Annotated in this window: 17 protein-coding genes; 8 read left to right on the top strand and 9 right to left on the bottom strand. The window is 62.3% G+C overall.

Translation table 11 applies throughout. From position 1 onward, the window contains the following. Window positions 1-80: 80 nt before the first annotated feature. From GC1_RS18830 to GC1_RS18815, 4 genes are all read right to left on the bottom strand, one after another. Window positions 81-1523, bottom strand: a complete 1443-nt coding sequence (locus GC1_RS18830) for an aldehyde dehydrogenase (protein WP_019297009.1) — start codon at window positions 1521-1523, stop codon at window positions 81-83. Beyond that, entirely contained in the window at window positions 1430-3049 is a 1620-nt protein-coding gene (locus GC1_RS18825; protein ID WP_019297010.1) for a tripartite tricarboxylate transporter permease, read from the bottom strand. The genes GC1_RS18830 and GC1_RS18825 overlap by 94 nt, the downstream gene beginning before the upstream one ends. Before the next feature lie 9 nt (window positions 3050-3058). Beyond that, on the bottom strand, window positions 3059-3589 hold the full coding sequence (locus tag GC1_RS18820; RefSeq protein ID WP_019297011.1) for a tripartite tricarboxylate transporter TctB family protein: 531 nt from the start codon (window positions 3587-3589) through the stop codon (window positions 3059-3061). A 71-nt stretch (window positions 3590-3660) separates the two neighbouring features. Further along, the gene (locus tag GC1_RS18815) at window positions 3661-4608 is read right to left on the bottom strand and encodes a tripartite tricarboxylate transporter substrate binding protein (RefSeq protein WP_019297012.1); all 948 of its coding nucleotides are present in this window, start codon (window positions 4606-4608) and stop codon (window positions 3661-3663) included. Window positions 4609-4769: 161 nt separating this feature from the next. Here GC1_RS18815 and GC1_RS18810 point away from each other — a divergent pair, with 161 nt between their 5' ends. Continuing rightward, window positions 4770-5549: an IclR family transcriptional regulator gene (locus tag GC1_RS18810; protein ID WP_029204888.1), complete on the top strand. Its 780-nt coding sequence runs from the start codon at window positions 4770-4772 to the stop codon at window positions 5547-5549. 43 nt (window positions 5550-5592) lie between these two features. Next, window positions 5593-6948, top strand: coding sequence for an aspartate aminotransferase family protein (locus GC1_RS18805; RefSeq protein ID WP_019297014.1), 1356 nt, complete (start codon window positions 5593-5595; stop codon window positions 6946-6948). A gap of 171 nt (window positions 6949-7119) precedes the next feature. Here GC1_RS18805 and GC1_RS18800 read toward each other — a convergent pair whose 3' ends face one another. From GC1_RS18800 to GC1_RS18790, 3 genes are all read right to left on the bottom strand, one after another. Next, complete coding sequence (locus GC1_RS18800; protein ID WP_019297015.1) at window positions 7120-7431, bottom strand: 2Fe-2S iron-sulfur cluster-binding protein; 312 nt, start codon at window positions 7429-7431, stop codon at window positions 7120-7122. Window positions 7432-7451: 20 nt separating this feature from the next. Continuing rightward, window positions 7452-8741, bottom strand: a complete 1290-nt coding sequence (locus GC1_RS18795) for a glutamine synthetase family protein (RefSeq protein WP_019297016.1) — start codon at window positions 8739-8741, stop codon at window positions 7452-7454. Between the two features lie 108 nt (window positions 8742-8849). After that, on the bottom strand, window positions 8850-10109 hold the full coding sequence (locus GC1_RS18790) for a cytochrome P450 (protein ID WP_019297017.1): 1260 nt from the start codon (window positions 10107-10109) through the stop codon (window positions 8850-8852). A gap of 81 nt (window positions 10110-10190) precedes the next feature. Between GC1_RS18790 and GC1_RS18785 the strand changes: the two genes are divergently transcribed. Beyond that, on the top strand, window positions 10191-10901 hold the full coding sequence (locus tag GC1_RS18785; protein WP_019297018.1) for a type 1 glutamine amidotransferase: 711 nt from the start codon (window positions 10191-10193) through the stop codon (window positions 10899-10901). Between the two features lie 71 nt (window positions 10902-10972). Here the strand turns inward: GC1_RS18785 and GC1_RS18780 are convergent, their stop codons facing one another. Next, window positions 10973-11623 carry a GntR family transcriptional regulator gene (locus GC1_RS18780; RefSeq protein WP_019297019.1) on the bottom strand — a complete coding sequence of 217 codons (651 nt, stop codon included), beginning with the start codon at window positions 11621-11623 and terminating at the stop codon, window positions 10973-10975. 131 nt (window positions 11624-11754) lie between these two features. Then, on the bottom strand, window positions 11755-13380 hold the full coding sequence (locus GC1_RS18775) for a sulfatase-like hydrolase/transferase (protein ID WP_019297020.1): 1626 nt from the start codon (window positions 13378-13380) through the stop codon (window positions 11755-11757). Window positions 13381-13497: 117 nt separating this feature from the next. Between GC1_RS18775 and GC1_RS18770 the strand changes: the two genes are divergently transcribed. From GC1_RS18770 to GC1_RS18750, 5 genes are all read left to right on the top strand, one after another. Further along, the gene (locus tag GC1_RS18770) at window positions 13498-14037 is read left to right on the top strand and encodes a GNAT family N-acetyltransferase (RefSeq protein ID WP_019297021.1); all 540 of its coding nucleotides are present in this window, start codon (window positions 13498-13500) and stop codon (window positions 14035-14037) included. A 355-nt stretch (window positions 14038-14392) separates the two neighbouring features. Beyond that, on the top strand, window positions 14393-15595 hold the full coding sequence (pcaF, locus tag GC1_RS18765) for a 3-oxoadipyl-CoA thiolase (RefSeq protein WP_019297022.1): 1203 nt from the start codon (window positions 14393-14395) through the stop codon (window positions 15593-15595). A gap of 23 nt (window positions 15596-15618) precedes the next feature. Beyond that, window positions 15619-16596: a 1,2-phenylacetyl-CoA epoxidase subunit PaaA gene (gene paaA / locus GC1_RS18760; protein ID WP_019297023.1), complete on the top strand. Its 978-nt coding sequence runs from the start codon at window positions 15619-15621 to the stop codon at window positions 16594-16596. Window positions 16597-16657: 61 nt separating this feature from the next. Further along, window positions 16658-16942, top strand: coding sequence for a 1,2-phenylacetyl-CoA epoxidase subunit PaaB (paaB, locus tag GC1_RS18755; protein WP_008557866.1), 285 nt, complete (start codon window positions 16658-16660; stop codon window positions 16940-16942). Continuing rightward, window positions 16942-17109 (top strand): Phenylacetic acid catabolic protein (locus GC1_RS18750; protein WP_039498797.1); only part of this gene is annotated, 168 nt, incomplete at its 3' end. The genes paaB and GC1_RS18750, both read left to right, overlap by 1 nt.

Genomic DNA, 17109 nt, shown 5'->3' with positions numbered 1-17109 from the left:
TCACCGGCACGCCCAAGCTTTTCATCTTACCAAAAATACGCCCGCCGGAGGCCGCAGATTTTGCTCTCGCGAAGCCTGCTTCAGAGCTGGATCCAAGCGGTTTTTAGATCGGTGTATTTGTCCAGCGCGTGCAGCGACTTGTCATGCCCGTTGCCCGACTGTCCGACGCCCCCTAACGGAACGGTATTATCCGAACCGCCGTAGGTGTTCACATGCACGACACCGGCACGAACGCCAGCGACCATCCGGTGCGCGCGTGACAGGTTTTCGGTCCAGACCGCGGCGGCCAATCCGAAGTCGGTACCATTGGCCAAACTCAACGCTTCTTGTTCGGTCTCGAACTTGGTTACTGCCAGAACCGGCCCGAAAACCTCGCGCTGGAACAGCGCATGATCCCGGGTCACATGGGTCACGATGGCCGGCGACATATAGGTGCCGCCTGTGTCCTCCAGAATGCGCGTGCCACCGGTCACCACCTGCCCGCCTTCGGACCGCGCCATGTCCATGAAAGACAAGTTGCGGCGAAGCTGCTCCTCAGAGTTCACAGCGCCGACCTGCGTGCTCAGTTCGAGCGGGTCGCCCACCAGCAGTGCCTCCGCCTCAGCTTTCAGCGTCTCAACAAACTCGTCGTGAATCGAAGCCTCGACCAGCAGGCGGGAACCGGCAATGCAGACCTGTCCGGAGTTCCGGAAGATGCCCGCCGCAGAGACTTTCGCGGCCTTGCCCAGATCCGGCGCATCCGCAAAGACAATGTTGGGAGACTTGCCGCCCAGCTCCAGGTAACAACGCTTGAGGTTAGACCGCGCCGAAGCTTCCAAAAGCTTGCGCCCCGTAGCGCCTGAGCCGGTGAAGGCCAGCACATCCACATCCATTGAAGCGGCCAGCGCCGCGCCGGTTTCAGCACCGGAGCCGGTTACCACGTTCAGCACCCCGTCCGGCAGCCCGCATTCGGAACAGATTTCGGCCAGCCGGAGCAAGGAGAGCGAAGCGGTTTCGGCAGGCTTCAGCACCACCGAATTGCCCATCGCCAGCGCCGGCGCCAGCTTCCAGGCACCGATCATCAGCGGAAAATTCCAGGGAACAATTGCCCCCACCACGCCCACCGGCATCCGGTGCACCAGCCCCAGCACGTCGGGTGCGGTCGGTGCGACTTCACCCGCCACCTTGTCCAGCGCCTCAGCATAATAGCGGAAAGTTCCCGCTGCCGATCCCGGCTCTGCCTTCAGAGCCATATTGAACTCGGTGCCATTGTCGCGCACGCCCAGAACCGCCAGCTCAACCGCCTCGGCAGCGATCCGGTCCGCAATCCTGTGCAGCACCTGCTTGCGCGCGGCGGGGCTCTGCCCCGCCCAGCGGCGATCCTCATATGCCCGCCGCGCCGAAGCCACAGCCTTTTCGACATCGGTTGCAGAGGCGCCCGCCAGCGTCGTCAGAACAGATCCGTCAACCGGCGAAGCAACTTCGAGTGTCTGGCCCGAACCTTCTTTCCATGATCCTTCAAGAAAGAGTTTCTGCGGCGCCACATCAAGCTGCCGAAGCTTGTCGATGCGCGATTGGTCTGCCATTCGGCCTCCTTCAGTTCCTTCCGGTCCTTCAGCACCCGCAGGATATGGACCGCCAGAACGATGATGATGATGCAAAACAGGATGAACGCCACCGGGCGGTCAATGAAATCAAAGGGTTCCTTCACCCGCGCCATGCCCGCGCGCAGCTTCACCTCCATGATGCCGCCCAGGACCATGCCCAGGATGATCGGCACCGACGGCAGCGACAGGCGCTTCAGGATATAGCCGAGGATGCCAAACGCTGCCGCCATCACACAGTCGGTGGCGGAGTTGCGCAGGGAATAGACCCCGACGAAGCTGAGCGTCAGGATGCAGACGCCAAGGAAGCGGTTGGGGATGCGCACCACCTGGATCAGCGACCGGGTGGCAAACAGCAGGAACAGCAGCACCAGCACATTCAGCACCAGCAGTGCGAGATACAGTGCGACGACAAAGTCCATGTCGTTCTGGAAAAGCCCCGGCCCCGGCACCACGTTGTGCACATAGAACACCGACAGCATCATTGCCGTCAGCGCCTCACCCGGAATGCCCAGCGCCAGAAGCGGCACCATGGCAGCAGCAGGCACCGCGTTGTTGGCGGTTTCTGCAGCGATCAGACCTTCGGAGGAGCCATTGCCGAAATCCTGCGGCCGTTTCGATGTCTTTTGCGCATAGGTATAGGACATGAACTGCGCGGTGAACTCGCCCACACCGGGGATCATCCCCATCAAGACGCCAAAGGTGGCAGAGACCCCCGCTACGCGCGGATGGCGTACCAGCTCGCGCAGCCCCTGGAACATGCCGCCGCGCAGGCGGGTCATCCGGACTTTCTCGTCTTCGTCGGTCAGCAGGACAAACGCCTGCGAGATCGCAAACAGCCCCAGAACCACAACGATAAGGTTGATACCGCCGCCCAGGAAATCCTGCCCGAAGGTGTAGCGCTGGGTGTATTTCACCGGCTCCAGCCCGATGGTCTGCAGGAAGATCCCGAAGCAGGCCAGCGTCCCGGCAATCAACGCCTGGCCGCGGTGCGCGACCACCACCAGGATGAGGCCCAGCAGCGCCGCCATGAAAATCTCGCGCGAACCGAACATCGGCGCAATCTTTGCCAGCACCGGCGCAAACAGGATCAGACAGATGACCGAGAAGATACCGCCGAAGAAGCTGGCGGAATAGGCAAGGCTCAAGGCCCGCCGCGGCTCGCCGCGGGCGGTCATCGGATAGCCGTCATAGGTTGTCAGCGCATTAACCGCGGTGCCGGGCGTGTTGATCAGGATCGCCGGGATTGAGCCGCCGTACATGGACGACCCGTAGATCCCCAGCAGCACCGTCAGGCCGACTATCGGATCCATTGAGAAGGTCGCCGGCAGCAGGATCGCAATCGCCACTGCCGGGCCAACACCGGGAATGGCGCCAATCAGCACGCCGCCGACTGAACCCGCCAGCAGCGCCAGCGCCACGTCCCAGCGCATCAGGATGTCTATTGCAGAGAGGATCAGGTCCATGACGGGCACTCAGAGATAGAGAATGAAGAAACTGCGCAGCGATCCCGGTAGGTACTCATAGATGAGCGCGCCAGGGATCTTGACCGACAGCAAGGCCTTGAACAGCACCACCACGGCCACCGCAAAACCGGCGCTGATCCAAAGCATGAAGGGGCTGCGGTAGCCCATCCGCCAGCTCAACAGCGGAACGAAAACCAGCGTCACCGGGAGGTAACCGATTATGGGAACCAGCAGGACATAACCCATGAACCAGCCGGCGAATTCAAACACCTGCCCCCAGCGCTTGACCTCCCACAGGTCATAACGGCTGACCCGCCGCCAGGGCAGCTTGTAGAGGTGCAGCCCGCCCAAGAGCACCATGCCGCCGATGGCGACAGCAGGCCAGAACCGGGGTTGGGCAAACAGTTTCGTCTTCTGCACCCAAGTGGTCTGCTCCGTAATCAGGACCAGCAGCAGCAATGCGACGCCCACCATGACCAGGGCAAAGACAAGCTGACCGCGCCGCGGTCCTACAAAGCGGCGTTCACGTTCCGATGGCATCTGAGGAGCTCTTTGTCCGCGCGAAGGGAAAGGGCACCGGGACCCCGCAAGGCCCCGATGCAGGGGGAGGATTATTCCGACAGCAAGCCGCCGATGCGGGCCATGGTATCGATGTCATTGGCCACGCGGGCTGCGCTGTCGTCCGCGCTCTGCCAGTAAACCAGCGCTCCGGTTTCCTTGGCGATATTCTGGGCGCGCTCGCTCATTACCGTCTTTTCAGCAACCGCAATGATCTTGTCACGCACGTCCTGCGGGGTGTCCTTGGTCACGAACAGACCGTTCCACAGGGCGATATTCAGGCTTTCGTCCAGCTCGCCTATGGTCGGCGCATCTGGGACCAGCGGGATACGCTCGTCAGTGATAGAGACCAGCACCTTGACCTGATCCAGACAGGGCAGCACCAGCTGCAGCGTGGTGTTGATCACATCCGCATCGCCGGAGGCCAGCGTGTTGCAGTCCAGCGCATCAAATGCCGCATCCGAGCCCCATTCAAAGCCGGCGTTCTTGGCATAGGCCTTGGTCACCTGCGTCGGGGTCAGAACATCGCCGAAATGACCCAGCGCCACGTCGTTATCCTTGGCATAGGCCGCCAGCTCTTCCATCGTGCTGTAGGGCGCATCGCCTGAGGTGGCGATCACAAAGGGATAGGTCAGGAAGATACCCAGCGGGTCGAACTTGGCCGGTGTCAGCGGCGGGATGTCGATCTGGTGGCCCATCACCGGCACACCGATCACGAAAGAGCCGATGGTGTAGCCATCTGCCGGCGCATTCGCGACCTCGATTGCCCCCGGGAAGGGCCCGCCGCCGCCGCCCGGTTTATTCACCACAGCTGCAGCAACACCGTATTCGTTTTGGAAATCCTCGGCGATCATCCGCGTCAGCACATCCTCCAAGTCACCCGGCGGCCACGGCACGATGAAGTTAACCGGTTTTTCCGGATACTCGGCCTGCGCCGCAACCGCGCTCAGCCCCAGCGCCGCCGCTGCGACCGCCCCTTTCATGAGGGTTTTGAGTTTCATGGCTTTCCTCCCAGTTTGGCCATTCGGTTCACTATTCGAACCATTGGTTTGAATTTAGATTGACAGGCGCCCCCGTTATCTGTCAACAAAATTGCATCAAAGGTGCGTCTTTTTGCGCAGACGGCACCTGGCAAGACCTAACAGGGAGCATCGGCAAGAGCATGGGAACCGTGTCCAAAGCCTTGTCATTACTGACTTATTTTAACCATGGCCGGACTGAGATCGGGCTCAGCGACCTCACGCGCTTGTCGAGCATGAACAAGGCAACGGTCTACCGGCTGATGAGCGAACTGCAGGAATCAGGCTTTGTCGAACAGGCCGGCAGCGATCGTTCCTACCGGCTCGGCCCGCAGGTCTTGCGCCTCGCAGCCCTGCGCGAGGCAGCGGTTCCGATTCTCTCCGTTTCGCGCCGGGTGCTGCGTGACCTCAGCGACGAGACCGGTGAGACCACCCACCTGTCGCTGCTTCAGGGCAGCCAGCTGAATTCACTGTCGCACGCCTATTCCCCGCGCAATGCCACCAAAGTCATGATGGAGGACGCCGAGGTTCTGACCTTCCACGGCACCAGTTCCGGCATGGCGGTTCTGGCTTATGCCGACCCCGGATTTGCCGAGGAGGTGCTGTCGCGGCCGCTTGAGGCACGCACCTCCGAAACCATCACCGACCCCCAGGAAATCCGCGCCCAGCTGGACGAGGTCCGCAGCACCGGCATTGCCCAGTCCATCGGCGGATTTGAGGCGGATGTGCATTCCCACGCGGTTCCCATCTTTGGCCCGGACCGCAAAGTGATCGGCGCATTGGCCGTGGCCGCGCCAGTCTCCCGGATGACCGCAGAACAAAAAAATCTGATCCCGGCGGCCCTGCGCCGCGCGGGCGCCACTCTCACCCATCGCATCGGCGGCTCTGCCCCTTCGGACTATCCGCAGGAAGAAACCGCCTGAACCTCTCACCGGCCCGGACCGGGCCGCATCCAGGAGCTGCCCCATGAAAGACTCCAACTTTCTGAAAGAACACAATGCCAAATCCCTCTGGCACCCGATGGCGCATCCCGGCGACAGCCTGGCCAACCCGCCCGCCATCATCACCTCGGCCCAAGGGGTGAAGATCACCGACATCGACGGGCATGAGGTGGTCGATGCTGTCGGCGGCCTGTGGAACGTGAACCTCGGCTTTTCCTGCCAGGTGGTAAAGGACGCCATCGCCGCGCAGCTGGACGTCCTGCCCTACTACTCCACCTTCCGCGGCACCACCAACGACCAGGTGATCCAGCTGGCAGAGGAGCTGCGCAAGTTTTTTGCACCCGACGGGCTCACCCGCGCCTTCTTCACCTCCGGCGGCTCGGATTCGGTGGAAAGCGCCCTGCGGCTTGCCCGCCAGTACCACAAGATCCGCGGCGAAGAAGGCCGCACCAAGTTCCTGAGCCTGAAGAAGGGCTACCACGGCACCCACATGGGCGGCGCCTCGGTGAATGGCAATGCCAACTTCCGCACCCAGTACGAACCGCTGCTGCCCGGCTGTTTCCAGATCCCTGCCCCCTACACCTATCGCAACCCGTTCAACGAAACCGACCCGGAACGCCTCGCCCAGCTCTGCCTGCAGGCGCTGGAGGACGAAATCGCCTTCCAGGGCGCAGGCACCATTGCCGCCTTCATCATGGAGCCGATCCTCGGCGCGGGCGGGGTGATACCGCCGCATTCCAGCTTCATGCCCGGCGTGCGGGATATCTGCACCAAACACGGCATCCTGCTGCTCGCCGACGAGGTGATCACCGCCTTCGGCCGCAGCGGATCATGGAGCGGCTCGCGCCACTGGGGCGTGCAGCCCGACATGATGGCGACGGCCAAGGCCATCACCAACGGCTACTTCCCATTCGGCGCGGTGATGATTGCGGACCATATGACAGAGACCTTCGAGAAAGACACCACTGGCAAGGCAGCGATCGGCCACGGCTACACCTACTCAGGCCACCCGGTCGGCGCCGCCGCCGCCCTCGCCTGCCTCGAAGAAACGCTTCGCCTGAACGTGCCGGAAAACGCCGCCGCCCGCGGAACCCAGATCCACCAGGGACTGCTGGCGCTGCAGCAGAAGTACGAATTGATCGGCGATGTCCGCGGCGGCCATGGCCTGATGTGCGCGCTGGAGCTGGTCTCCGACCGCAGCACCAAGGCAGCCGTGGACAAGAAAACCATCGGCAAATTGCAGGAGGTTGCTTATGAGGCAGGCGCAATGGTGCGGGTCTCTGGCCCCAACATCATTCTGTCGCCGCCGCTGGTGCTGAGCGAAGCAGAGGCGGATACCATCCTCTCCGCCCTCGACGCAGGTTTCGCGGCTGTGAGCTAAGTCCGGCGGACAGCGCAACCCGCGCCCGGGCCGCCAGGGCCGGGCGCCACCAGATACCATAGCGGGCCCGAAGCAGATGCTTCGGGCCCGCACCTTCTGTGGCGCAATAAGAATACAGGCGCAGCTATCGCAACCGCGCCTGAGAGCATTTCCGCGATAGAGCCGCCAGACTCAGCCCGCCGGCACCTCCAGCACCAAACCATCCAAATCAGGATGCGCCTCAATCTGGCAACTGAGGCGGCTGGTCTCCCGGCGCTCCTCTGCCAGATCCAGCATGGCGCCTTCGAACTCACCGGCCTCACCGCATTTTGCGGCCCACTCCGGATCCACATACACATGGCAGGTTGCGCAAGCGAGGCTGCCGCCGCACTCCCCCACCACACCCGGCACATCCTGCGCCAGCGCTGCTTCCATAAGGCTCTGACCATAGTCCACCGTTGCCGTGACAGCCCCGCCGCCCGGCAGTTTCCAGGTTACTTGCATCGGTATTCTCCTACGGAAGATCAGATGAAATGCACGTAGAAATCGCGCATCCCGTCACCTTCCAGGTCGCGGGTCTTGCGCACTTCCTTACGTTTCATGAAGACGTGGTTTGCAACCAGCTCCGGCCCGACTGCCGCGGCCAGCACGCGATCCCCTTCCAGATCGCCAACAGCGCCCTTCAGGTCCACCGCCGTGCCTTCCCGCGCATCGGTACGGTCAAACCCGTCGCCGGTCTCCATCGGCGGCAACTGGTGGCCGTTCTCAACCCCCAGCCGCGCCGCTTGCAGGACTGCCGCCACCGCGGTGTAAGGATTGGCCGAGGCATCCGCCATCCGGTGCTCCAGCCGCGCCTTGGCACCGCCCTCAGAGCTGATGCGCGTTGTCACATTGCGATGGTCGCCGCCCCAGTTCTGCCAGTACCCGGACAAAGACCCCGGCTGCAGCCGCATATAGCTGTTGGCAGTCGGCGCGATCAGCCCTGCAAGCCCCTTATGATGATGCAAAAGCCCCGCCAGGCAGCCGCGTGCCAGATCGTTCATATGCTCCGGCCCGCCCCGCGGCCCTGACGACAGCGCATTGCCGCCCGCCTCGTCCACGAATGAAAAGTTGATATGCATGCCAGAGCCGCCGGCCTCGGCAATCGGTTTCGGCATGAACGTCAGGACAATGCCGTATTCCAGCGCCACTTCCCGCGCCATCAGGCGGAACAGCACGATGTCATCCACCGCCTTCACCGCATCATCAAAGGTCAGCGTGTATTCGAACTGCGGGCTGTCGAACTCGGCGGTGATCATGTCCAGCGAGAAGCCCATGTCATCTGCCATCGCCCAGATCCGGTCATTGAACCGCAAGGGGTCGGCAAACGGCCCGGTGCCATAGACCACCCCGCCCGGCGCATCATAGGGCATGAGCCGCCCGCTGTCGTCCGCCTGCAGGGCAAAGGCCTCCAGCTCGATCCCGACTTTTGGCGTCACCCCGTGCTTCTGCCAGTCCGCAACCGCACGCTTCAGCGCCCAGCGCGGGCACAGCGCCAGCGGCCGCCCCTCATCGTCATAGAGATCGCCCAGCACCACCTGGGTCGAGGCATGCCAGCTGTCGCGGATATCGTCATGCAGCCATTTCAGCTCCATATCCGGAAGACCCTGTTTCACCATCGATCCCGGCGCGTCCAGCAGATCCTTATCGTAATGGGTGCCAAAAACCGATCGGCAGAACCGCGTCGAGCCGTCACCGATCTTGGAATTCGGCAGGTATTTCCCCCGCATGATGCTGAGGTGGTCGCAGAACATCGCGCGCAAGCGGGTCTTCATGGCTCCAGGTCCTTCCCTGTTGGACAGTCTTCGGCATCTTTTTCCCGTGCCTTGTTACTTAACATATTTAGCGGTTTTCGCAGAGTCTTTCCTGCAAGAGCGCAATCCTCAAGCGGCCTCAACCCGCACCGGCAGTGACTTGATGCCGCCGACAAAATTTGACCGCAGGAACTTATGAGGTCCCGCAGCCTCGATATGCTGGATCCGCTTGGCCAGCTCCTGGAACAGCACCGTGACTTCCAGCCGCGCCAACCACATGCCCAGGCAGACATGCGGGCCGAACTGGCCGAACGACAGATGCCGGTTCGGGCTGCGGTGCAGATTCACGTGAAATGGATCATCAAACTGCTTTTCGTCGCGGTTGGCCGAGACAAACCAATAGAGCAGCTTGTCGCCCTCCCGGATGGTCTTGCCGTGCATCTCCACATCCCGGGTCGCCGTGCGGCGGAAGTAGAGCGCGGGCGTCGCCCAGCGGATGATCTCATCCGCTGCCGTCTCCCAGACGTCTCCACCCTCTTGCATCTGCGCCAGAAGCTCCGGCTGGTGGCACATCGCCTGAATGCCCGCGGCAATCGAATAGCGCGTGGTGTCATTGCCCGCTGCCACCAAGAGGCAAAAAAAGTTGCGGAACTCGGTTTCAGTGATGACCGAGCCATCCTTGGCCGGTTCCAGGATCAGGTTCAGCACGCCCAAGGTGTCGCCCTTGCGCGCTTTCTCCTCCATCAGATCCTTGGCATAGACATACAGCTCCGCCCCGGCGGGGGAATTGAAGGGCATCATCCGGAACTCATCCGTCTGCATCTTATCGAGCACATGCGAGGTGAAATCCGGATCGGTATTGGCGATCAGCGCATCCCCCTTTTCCACCAGCCAAGGCAAGTCCGCCTCCGGCAGGCCCACCACCCGGCCCAGCATCCGCATCGGCAGCTGGCGGGCAATCTCTTTGGTGGCGTCGAACTCCCCCTTGGCCAGCGCCTGATCCAGAATATCCGCGCAAAGGTCCCGGATGTCCTGCTCGTACTGCGCCATCGTAGTCTTGGAAAACGCCTTCAGGAGTTTCATCCGCACCTTGGAATGCTCCGGCGGGTCAGTCTCCTGAAAGGTACGCCGCGCCAGGTATTCCTCGTAGGACTGATCCTCCATCCGGATCCCACGGGCAGAGGAGAACACCTCAGTGTTCTTGTTCATCACCGTGATGTCCTCATAGCGGGTCACCGACCAGAAATTCCTGCCGCCGTCGTATTCGGTCCAATGCAACGGATCCTCCTGCCGCAGCCGGGCAAAGGTGTTGTGCGGCGCGCCATTGGCAAAGGTGTCATGGCTGCTCAGATCCGCATAGCCGTCGTCGGTGGGGGTCCAAACTGTCATTGCGGGCTTTCCTAACTTACTTGCATTATGTATATTAATAGAGCCTGTAATTATGTAAATGAAAATCTTGCGAGCGTTCCCATGCACTTGGCCATTCTGATGACCAACACAGACGAAAGCGAATTTGCCCAAAGGCACCCCAAGGACGGTGAGAAGTTCACCGACCTGATCCGGATGGCCAGGCCGGGCTGGCGCACATCCGTCTTTGCCGTGAAGGACGCAGAGTTCCCGCAGGATCTGTTTGCGTTTGATGGCGCGATGATCACTGGAAGCCCAGCCTCTGTCCGCTCCGGTGCGCCTTGGGTCACACAGCTGCTAACGCTGATCCGCACAGCCCATGCCCGGAAATTCCCGCTGTTCGGCGCCTGCTTCGGGCATCAGGCCATTGCACAGGCCCTTGGCGGCAGTCTTGACCGCAACCCGGACGGCTGGGTCCATGGGCTGACCCGCAATCATCTGCTGCACCACCCGGATTGGGCCATCCCGCTGCCTGATGAGGTCAAACTCTACGGCTCCCATTGCGAATGCGTCAGCACCCTGCCGGGCGGCGCTTCACCGCTTAGCGAAAGCGGCGGCATGAACACGGGCTTCACCCTTGGCCGCCACATCTTCACCACACAGCATCATCCGGAGATGACCCACAGCTTCATCCTCGCGCTGAGTGATGAAATGCGGGACACACTTGGCCCGGCCGTTTTTGCCCGCGCCCTGGAAAGCCTGGCGGAACAGTCAGATCAGCAAGCCTTTGCGGAAACCCTCGCCCGTTTCTTCGAGCAAGCTGCGCAGCCCTGACCCTGCGGCTTCTTTCTGGTCAAAATACCCGCGCCGCAAGCAGGGGCCGCCAGGCCCCCTTCCCTTCCGCTTCAGCCCAGAGCGGCCAGCAAGTCCATCACTGTCACCTGATCGAACTGCACATGCGCGGTCATTGCAGCTTCAGCCGCCTCCCGGTCATGGGCAAGGATCAGCGCGGCAATCTCCCGGTGCTCCTTGGCCGACTGCGCTATGACGCCGGGATACCGGTAACGCGCCCGGTAATAGGCCATTAGCTTGCGCGCGTTGGTTTTGATCATCTCAACAAGAAACGGATTGCCGGACCCTTCTGCCACGCAGGCATGAAACCGCAGGTTCAGCTGGTAATAGCCAGCCGGATCGCCGTCACCCTTCTCTGCTGCGTGTTTCTCGCAGGCGGCCACCGCCGCTTCCAGTTCCCCGGCCTGCGCCGGAGACAAACGCCGCGCGGCCAGCGCCGCTGCCTGCCCTTCCAGCCGGGCATGAACCTCAAGGATCGCCAGGAACTCCTCAAGCGTCGGCTTGAACAGAACCGCCCCCTTGCGCGGCAAACGCTTGATCAATCCAATGGCTTCCAGCTGAATGAAAGCCTCCCGTACCGGCGTGCGCGACACCCCGTGGCGCTGCACCAGCTCGCTCTCCTCCAGTGGCGCGCCGGGCACCAGCCGTCCGGCCTCGATATCCTCAAGGATTGCGTTCAGAACCTGTTCCGTCTGCCCTGCCATTCTGCCGCCTCTGATGCGTTTCCGGTCAATTTATGCGCCCCTCTGCAGCTTGGCAACGCGGGTAAGGGGCGCTGCCCCCGCCCTTACGGGCTCCCCCGAAGTACTTGCGCAAAGGTGAATAGGCAGGACAGCTACTGCGGCACGGGACCGCGGTATTTCTCCGTTAGCTCGGGTGCGACCTCGTCAGCTTCATAGACCCCAAGCAGAATCCCCTTGCGCCCAGACTTGCCGCGGCGGGCCTTGATCTGCGTGTCCGACAGGGTGATCCGCTGCGACATCCTGAGCCCCCATTCCAGCAAGCGGTCATACATCAGATCGATGATCTCCCGATGACCATCGCCCTTTGCCAGGTCCACCAGCTCCTGCGGATCATTCTCCATGTCGAACAGCATCGGCCGCAGCCCGCCTTCCGCATGCATGAACTTCCAGCGCTTATCGGTGACCATGAACAGTCGTGCATCCTTCGGCTCCAGCCCCAGTTTTTCGCACAGCGGCATGGTGGAAAAGTCGAACTCTGCAATCGCATACTCGCGCCAGTCCGGGCTTTCGCCGCGCAGCAAGGGCATCAGCGAGCGCCCCTCCAGGATGTGCGGCGCAGGTTCACCGCCCGCTGACTCCAAGAAGGTGGGCAGCAGGTCGATCGCCTCCACCAGTTCGTCGCAAGCGGTGCCGCGGGTGGCGTCGGCCTCCGCGCGCGGGTCATAGATGATCAGCGGCACCTTGATTGACGGCTCGTGAAACAGGTTCTTTTCTCCCAGCCAGTGATCACCCAGGTAATCGCCATGGTCCGAGGTCACCACGATCATCATGTCCTGCATCCGGCCGGTTTCCTCCAGCCAGGCAAACAGCCGCCCCATCTGGTCATCGGCCTGCTTGATCAGCCCCATATAGGCCGGGATCACCTTCTCCCGCACCTCATCGCGGCTGAAGGTCTTGCCGATCTGGTTGTTCATCATTCCGTCAAAGACCGGATGCGCATCCTCGCGCTCCGCCTCCGACCGCACCACCGGCAGCACGTGCTCCGGCCCGTACATGTCGTGATAGGGCGCAGGCACGATATAGGGCCAATGCGGCTTGATGTAGCTGAGATGCGCGCACCAGGGACCTTCTGCCTGCGCGATAAACTCCATCGCCTGAGTGGTCAGCCAGGGTGTTTCGCTGTCTTCCTCCGCGATATTGGCGGGTTTGTCCGCATTGACCATGAACCAGCCGGAAGCAATGTCATTGCCCTCTATCCCGGCGTTGGCAAAGTCGTTGCACGGGTTCTCCCCCGGGTAGCCCCTTTCCTTCAGGTACTCATTATATGGGCTGCGCTTGCTGTCATAGAACCCGTCCGGCCCCTCCGCCCACAGCCCGTCATCGCGCACCCAGGGATCGAACCCGCATTCCGACTGGCGCACCCCGATCACGCTGTCCGGCGCCAGCCCCAGCCGCTGCATGCCGTCAGCATCCGCCACCATATGGGTCTTGCCGATCAGGTGGCAGCCCATCCCTGCCTTGCGCAGATGGTCGCCCATCGTCCACTCGCCGACCCGTAGCGGGTAGCTGTTGAACTGCACGCCGTGGCTGGAGGGGTAGCGCCCCGTATAGCTCGACATCCGCGATGATCCGCAGGTCGGCGACTGCACATAGGCGCGGGTAAAGCGCACGCCCCTGGAGGCCAGCCCGTCGATATGCGGCGTCTGCAGATGCGGGTGGCCGGCGCAGCTCAGATAGTCGAACCGCAGCTGGTCGAACATGATATAGAGAATGTTCATCGGCGCCTCCCGAGTTGCGTTGCCACATTAATAAACAAGTGAAGCAATTTTGGCGAGGGGATCTTCTTGACCTCGGCGCCCGCTGCCCGACTATGGCGTGTGTTTTTCTTATTCCCAATGGCTTTCATGACCGAAAATTCAGACCACACAGTTATCCGCCCCGCCACAACAGAGGACTGCTCCAGCCTCGCCGCTCTTTCGATTGAAGTCTGGCTAGGCACCTACCTGCGCAACGGGATCAGCGGGCATTTCGCTGATTATGTGCTTAGCCAATATACCACTGCGCATTTTGCTGAGGCATTGGACAGCACAGCCGAACGTTTGCTGGTTTCGCAGAACCGTGACGGCATAGACGGCTACATCCGGGTATCAAATGGGCGGCCCAGCCCGGCAGGCGGGCCGTCTAGGACCGAAATCTCCACGCTCTATGTCCAGCCCCGGCATCACGGCCGTGGCAACGGCGCTCGCCTTCTGCAAGCCGGACTGAAGCTCTGCCGCAGCAACAGCTGGGATGCGCCCTGGCTCACCAGCAATTCAGAGAACGCCCGCGCCCGCAGGTTCTACCTTCGAAACGGATTTGAGCATGCGGGGCTGACCCGCTTCAGGATCGGACAGGAGAACTACCCTAACGACATCCTGCAATACTCTGCACTCTGACTGCAGCAGCGGACCACGTCCGGCCGCCTGCCTCTCCCGCCGGCCGTCAGCCTTTCTGGCGAAAGACCTCCATCCGTTGGGCCCGGCACCGCGCAGCGCGCGGTGCCGGGCCCAACCGCTACGGTGCATTTCCAATGCTCCGGCAGCGGGCGGGGGAACCCGCTTAAGGCATCCTGCCGCTTAATACACGCCCCGCCAGGAGTCTCTCAGCCGGTTGCCGAACCCTAAAGCGTTACAAAAATTAACACCCACCACTTTTTGCGTTACATTTTATCTTGCCGCGAATCATCTTCCGTCGTAATACCGACCCAACGGTCGGCTTTTCCTGCCGCCGCCACAGGAGACGCGAACACCCATGGATGCTTTCATCTGCGATGCCACCCGCACCCCGATCGGCCGCTACGGCGGCGCGCTGAGCCAGGTGCGTACCGACGACTTGGCCTCTTTGCCGATTGCGGCGCTGGTCGAAAGGAACCCGGATGTGGACTGGGGCTCTTTGGATGACGTGATCCTTGGCGATGCCAACCAAGCGGGTGAAAGCAACCGCAATGTGGCCCGCATGGCCGCCCTGCTGGCAGGCCTGCCAACAACAGTGCCCGGCACCACCATCAACCGCCTCTGCGCCTCCGGCATGGATGCCGTCGGCATGGCGTCGCGCGGGATCAAGGCGGGCGATTACGACATGGCCATCGCAGGCGGCGTCGAAAGCATGAGCCGCGCGCCCTTCGTGATGCCCAAGGCCACCAGCGCCTTCACCCGCGCCAATGCGGTTTATGACACCACCATCGGCTGGCGCTTCGTGAACAAGAAGATGCACGACATGTACGGCACCGACTCGATGCCGCAGACCGCCGACAACGTGGCCGAGGATTACGGCGTCTCCCGCGCGGATCAGGACGCCTTTGCCGCCCGCAGCCAGGCCCGCTGGGCCGCCGCACATGAGGGTGGCATCTTCAAGGACGAAATCACCCCGGTCACCATCCCGCAGCGCAAGGGCGATGACCTGGTGGTGGATACCGACGAACACCCCCGCCCCGGCACCTCGGCCGAAAAGCTTTCGAGCCTCAAGGGCGTCAACGGCCCGGACAAATCCGTGACCGCAGGCAATGCCTCCGGCGTCAACGACGGCGCCGCGGCGATCCTGATGGCAAATGAGGCCGCGGCTGCGAAGAACGGCCTGAAGCCGATGGCCCGCATCGTCGGCATGGCCGCTGCGGGGGTTGAGCCGCGCATCATGGGCATCGGCCCGGTGCCTGCCACCCGCAAGGTGCTGGCCCGAACCGGCCTGACCATCGAACAGATGGACGTCATCGAACTGAACGAGGCCTTTGCGTCCCAGGGCCTCGCCACCCTGCGCGAGCTTGGCGTTGCGGACGATGCGCCCCATGTTAATCCCAACGGCGGTGCGATTGCGCTTGGCCACCCGCTCGGCATGTCCGGTGCGCGGCTGGTGCTGACCGCCGCCTACCAATTGCAGCGCACTGGCGGGCGGTATGCCCTCTGCACCATGTGCGTCGGCGTCGGACAGGGCACCGCCCTGATCCTGGAACGCGTGTAAGAACCCTAAGGGAGGTCCCAGACATGTATGCTCAGATGATCAAATCCGAGGCGACCCAGGACGATCCGGAAAAGCTGGCCGCCTTTCAGGCGCGCATCGACGCGGGCGAGAAAATCGAGCCCAAGGACTGGATGCCCGAAGGCTACCGCAAGACGCTGATCCGCCAGATCGGCCAGCACGCCCATTCCGAAATCGTTGGCCAGCTGCCCGAGGGCAACTGGATCACTCGCGCGCCGACACTGGAGCGCAAGGCGATCCTGCTGGCCAAGGTGCAGGATGAGGCGGGCCATGGCCTGTACCTCTATTGCGCCGCGGAGACCCTGGGCGTGTCGCGCGACGAAATCACCGAGATGCTGCTGGATGGCCGCATGAAGTACTCGTCGATTTTCAACTACCCGACGCTGAACTGGGCCGACATCGGTGCGGTCGGCTGGCTGGTAGACGGTGCGGCGATCATGAACCAGGTGCCGCTGCAGCGCACCTCGTTCGGCCCCTACTCCCGCGCGATGATCCGCATCTGCAAGGAGGAAAGCTTCCACCAGCGCCAGGGCTATGACGCGATCCGCAAGATGGCCGAGGGCACGCCCGAGCAGAAGAAGATGGCTCAGGACGCGCTGAACCGCCTCTGGTACCCGTCGCTGATGATGTTCGGCCCGTCTGACAAGGACTCAGTCCATTCCGCCCAGTCTATGGCCTGGAAGATCAAGATGAACACCAACGACGAGCTGCGCCAGAAGTTCGTCGACCAGACCGTGCCGCAGGCCGAATACCTCGGCCTGACCATCCCCGATCCGGACCTGAAATGGAACGAGGAACGCGGCCACTACGACTACACCGATCCGGACTGGAGCGAATTCTTTGACGTGATCAAAGGCAACGGCCCCTGCAACGTGGACCGCCTCGCGGCACGCAACAAGGCCTGGGATGATGGCGCCTGGGTCCGCGACGGCCTGTTGGCCCACGCCAAGAAGAAAGCCGCGCGCCAGCACGCCGCCGAGTAACCCCAAGCATTCCGGCGCCCGCTACAGCGGCGGCGCCCCCTCAGCCAGGAGGATTTGAGACATGAAAAACGAATGGCCCCTCTGGGAAATCTTCATCCGCGGCCAGCACGGCATGAGCCACCGCCACGTCGGCTCCCTGCACGCACCGGACGCCGAAATGGCGATCAAGAACGCCCGTGACGTCTATACCCGCCGCAACGAAGGCGTATCGATCTGGGTGGTTGAGGCGAACCACATCGCGGCTTCCTCGCCCAGCGACAAGGGCCCGCTCTATGAGCCGTCGGAAAGTAAGGTCTACCGCCATCCGACCTTCTTTGACATCCCCGAAGAAGTGGGGGCCATGTAATGACCCGCGACGACGCATTTTTTCAATTCCTGCTGCGGATGGGGGACAACACCCTGATCCTCGGCCACCGGGTCAGCGAATGGTGCGGCCATGCACCGGTGCTGGAAGAGGACATCGCGCTGGCCAACACCGCGCTGGACCTGATCGGCCAGACCCAGATGTGGCTC

It is taken from the genome of Leisingera sp. ANG1, assembly GCF_000203975.2.
Classification (GTDB): domain Bacteria; phylum Pseudomonadota; class Alphaproteobacteria; order Rhodobacterales; family Rhodobacteraceae; genus Leisingera.
The sequence above is the reverse complement of the archived record's forward strand: the minus strand, read 5'-3'. Positions and strand labels throughout refer to the sequence as shown.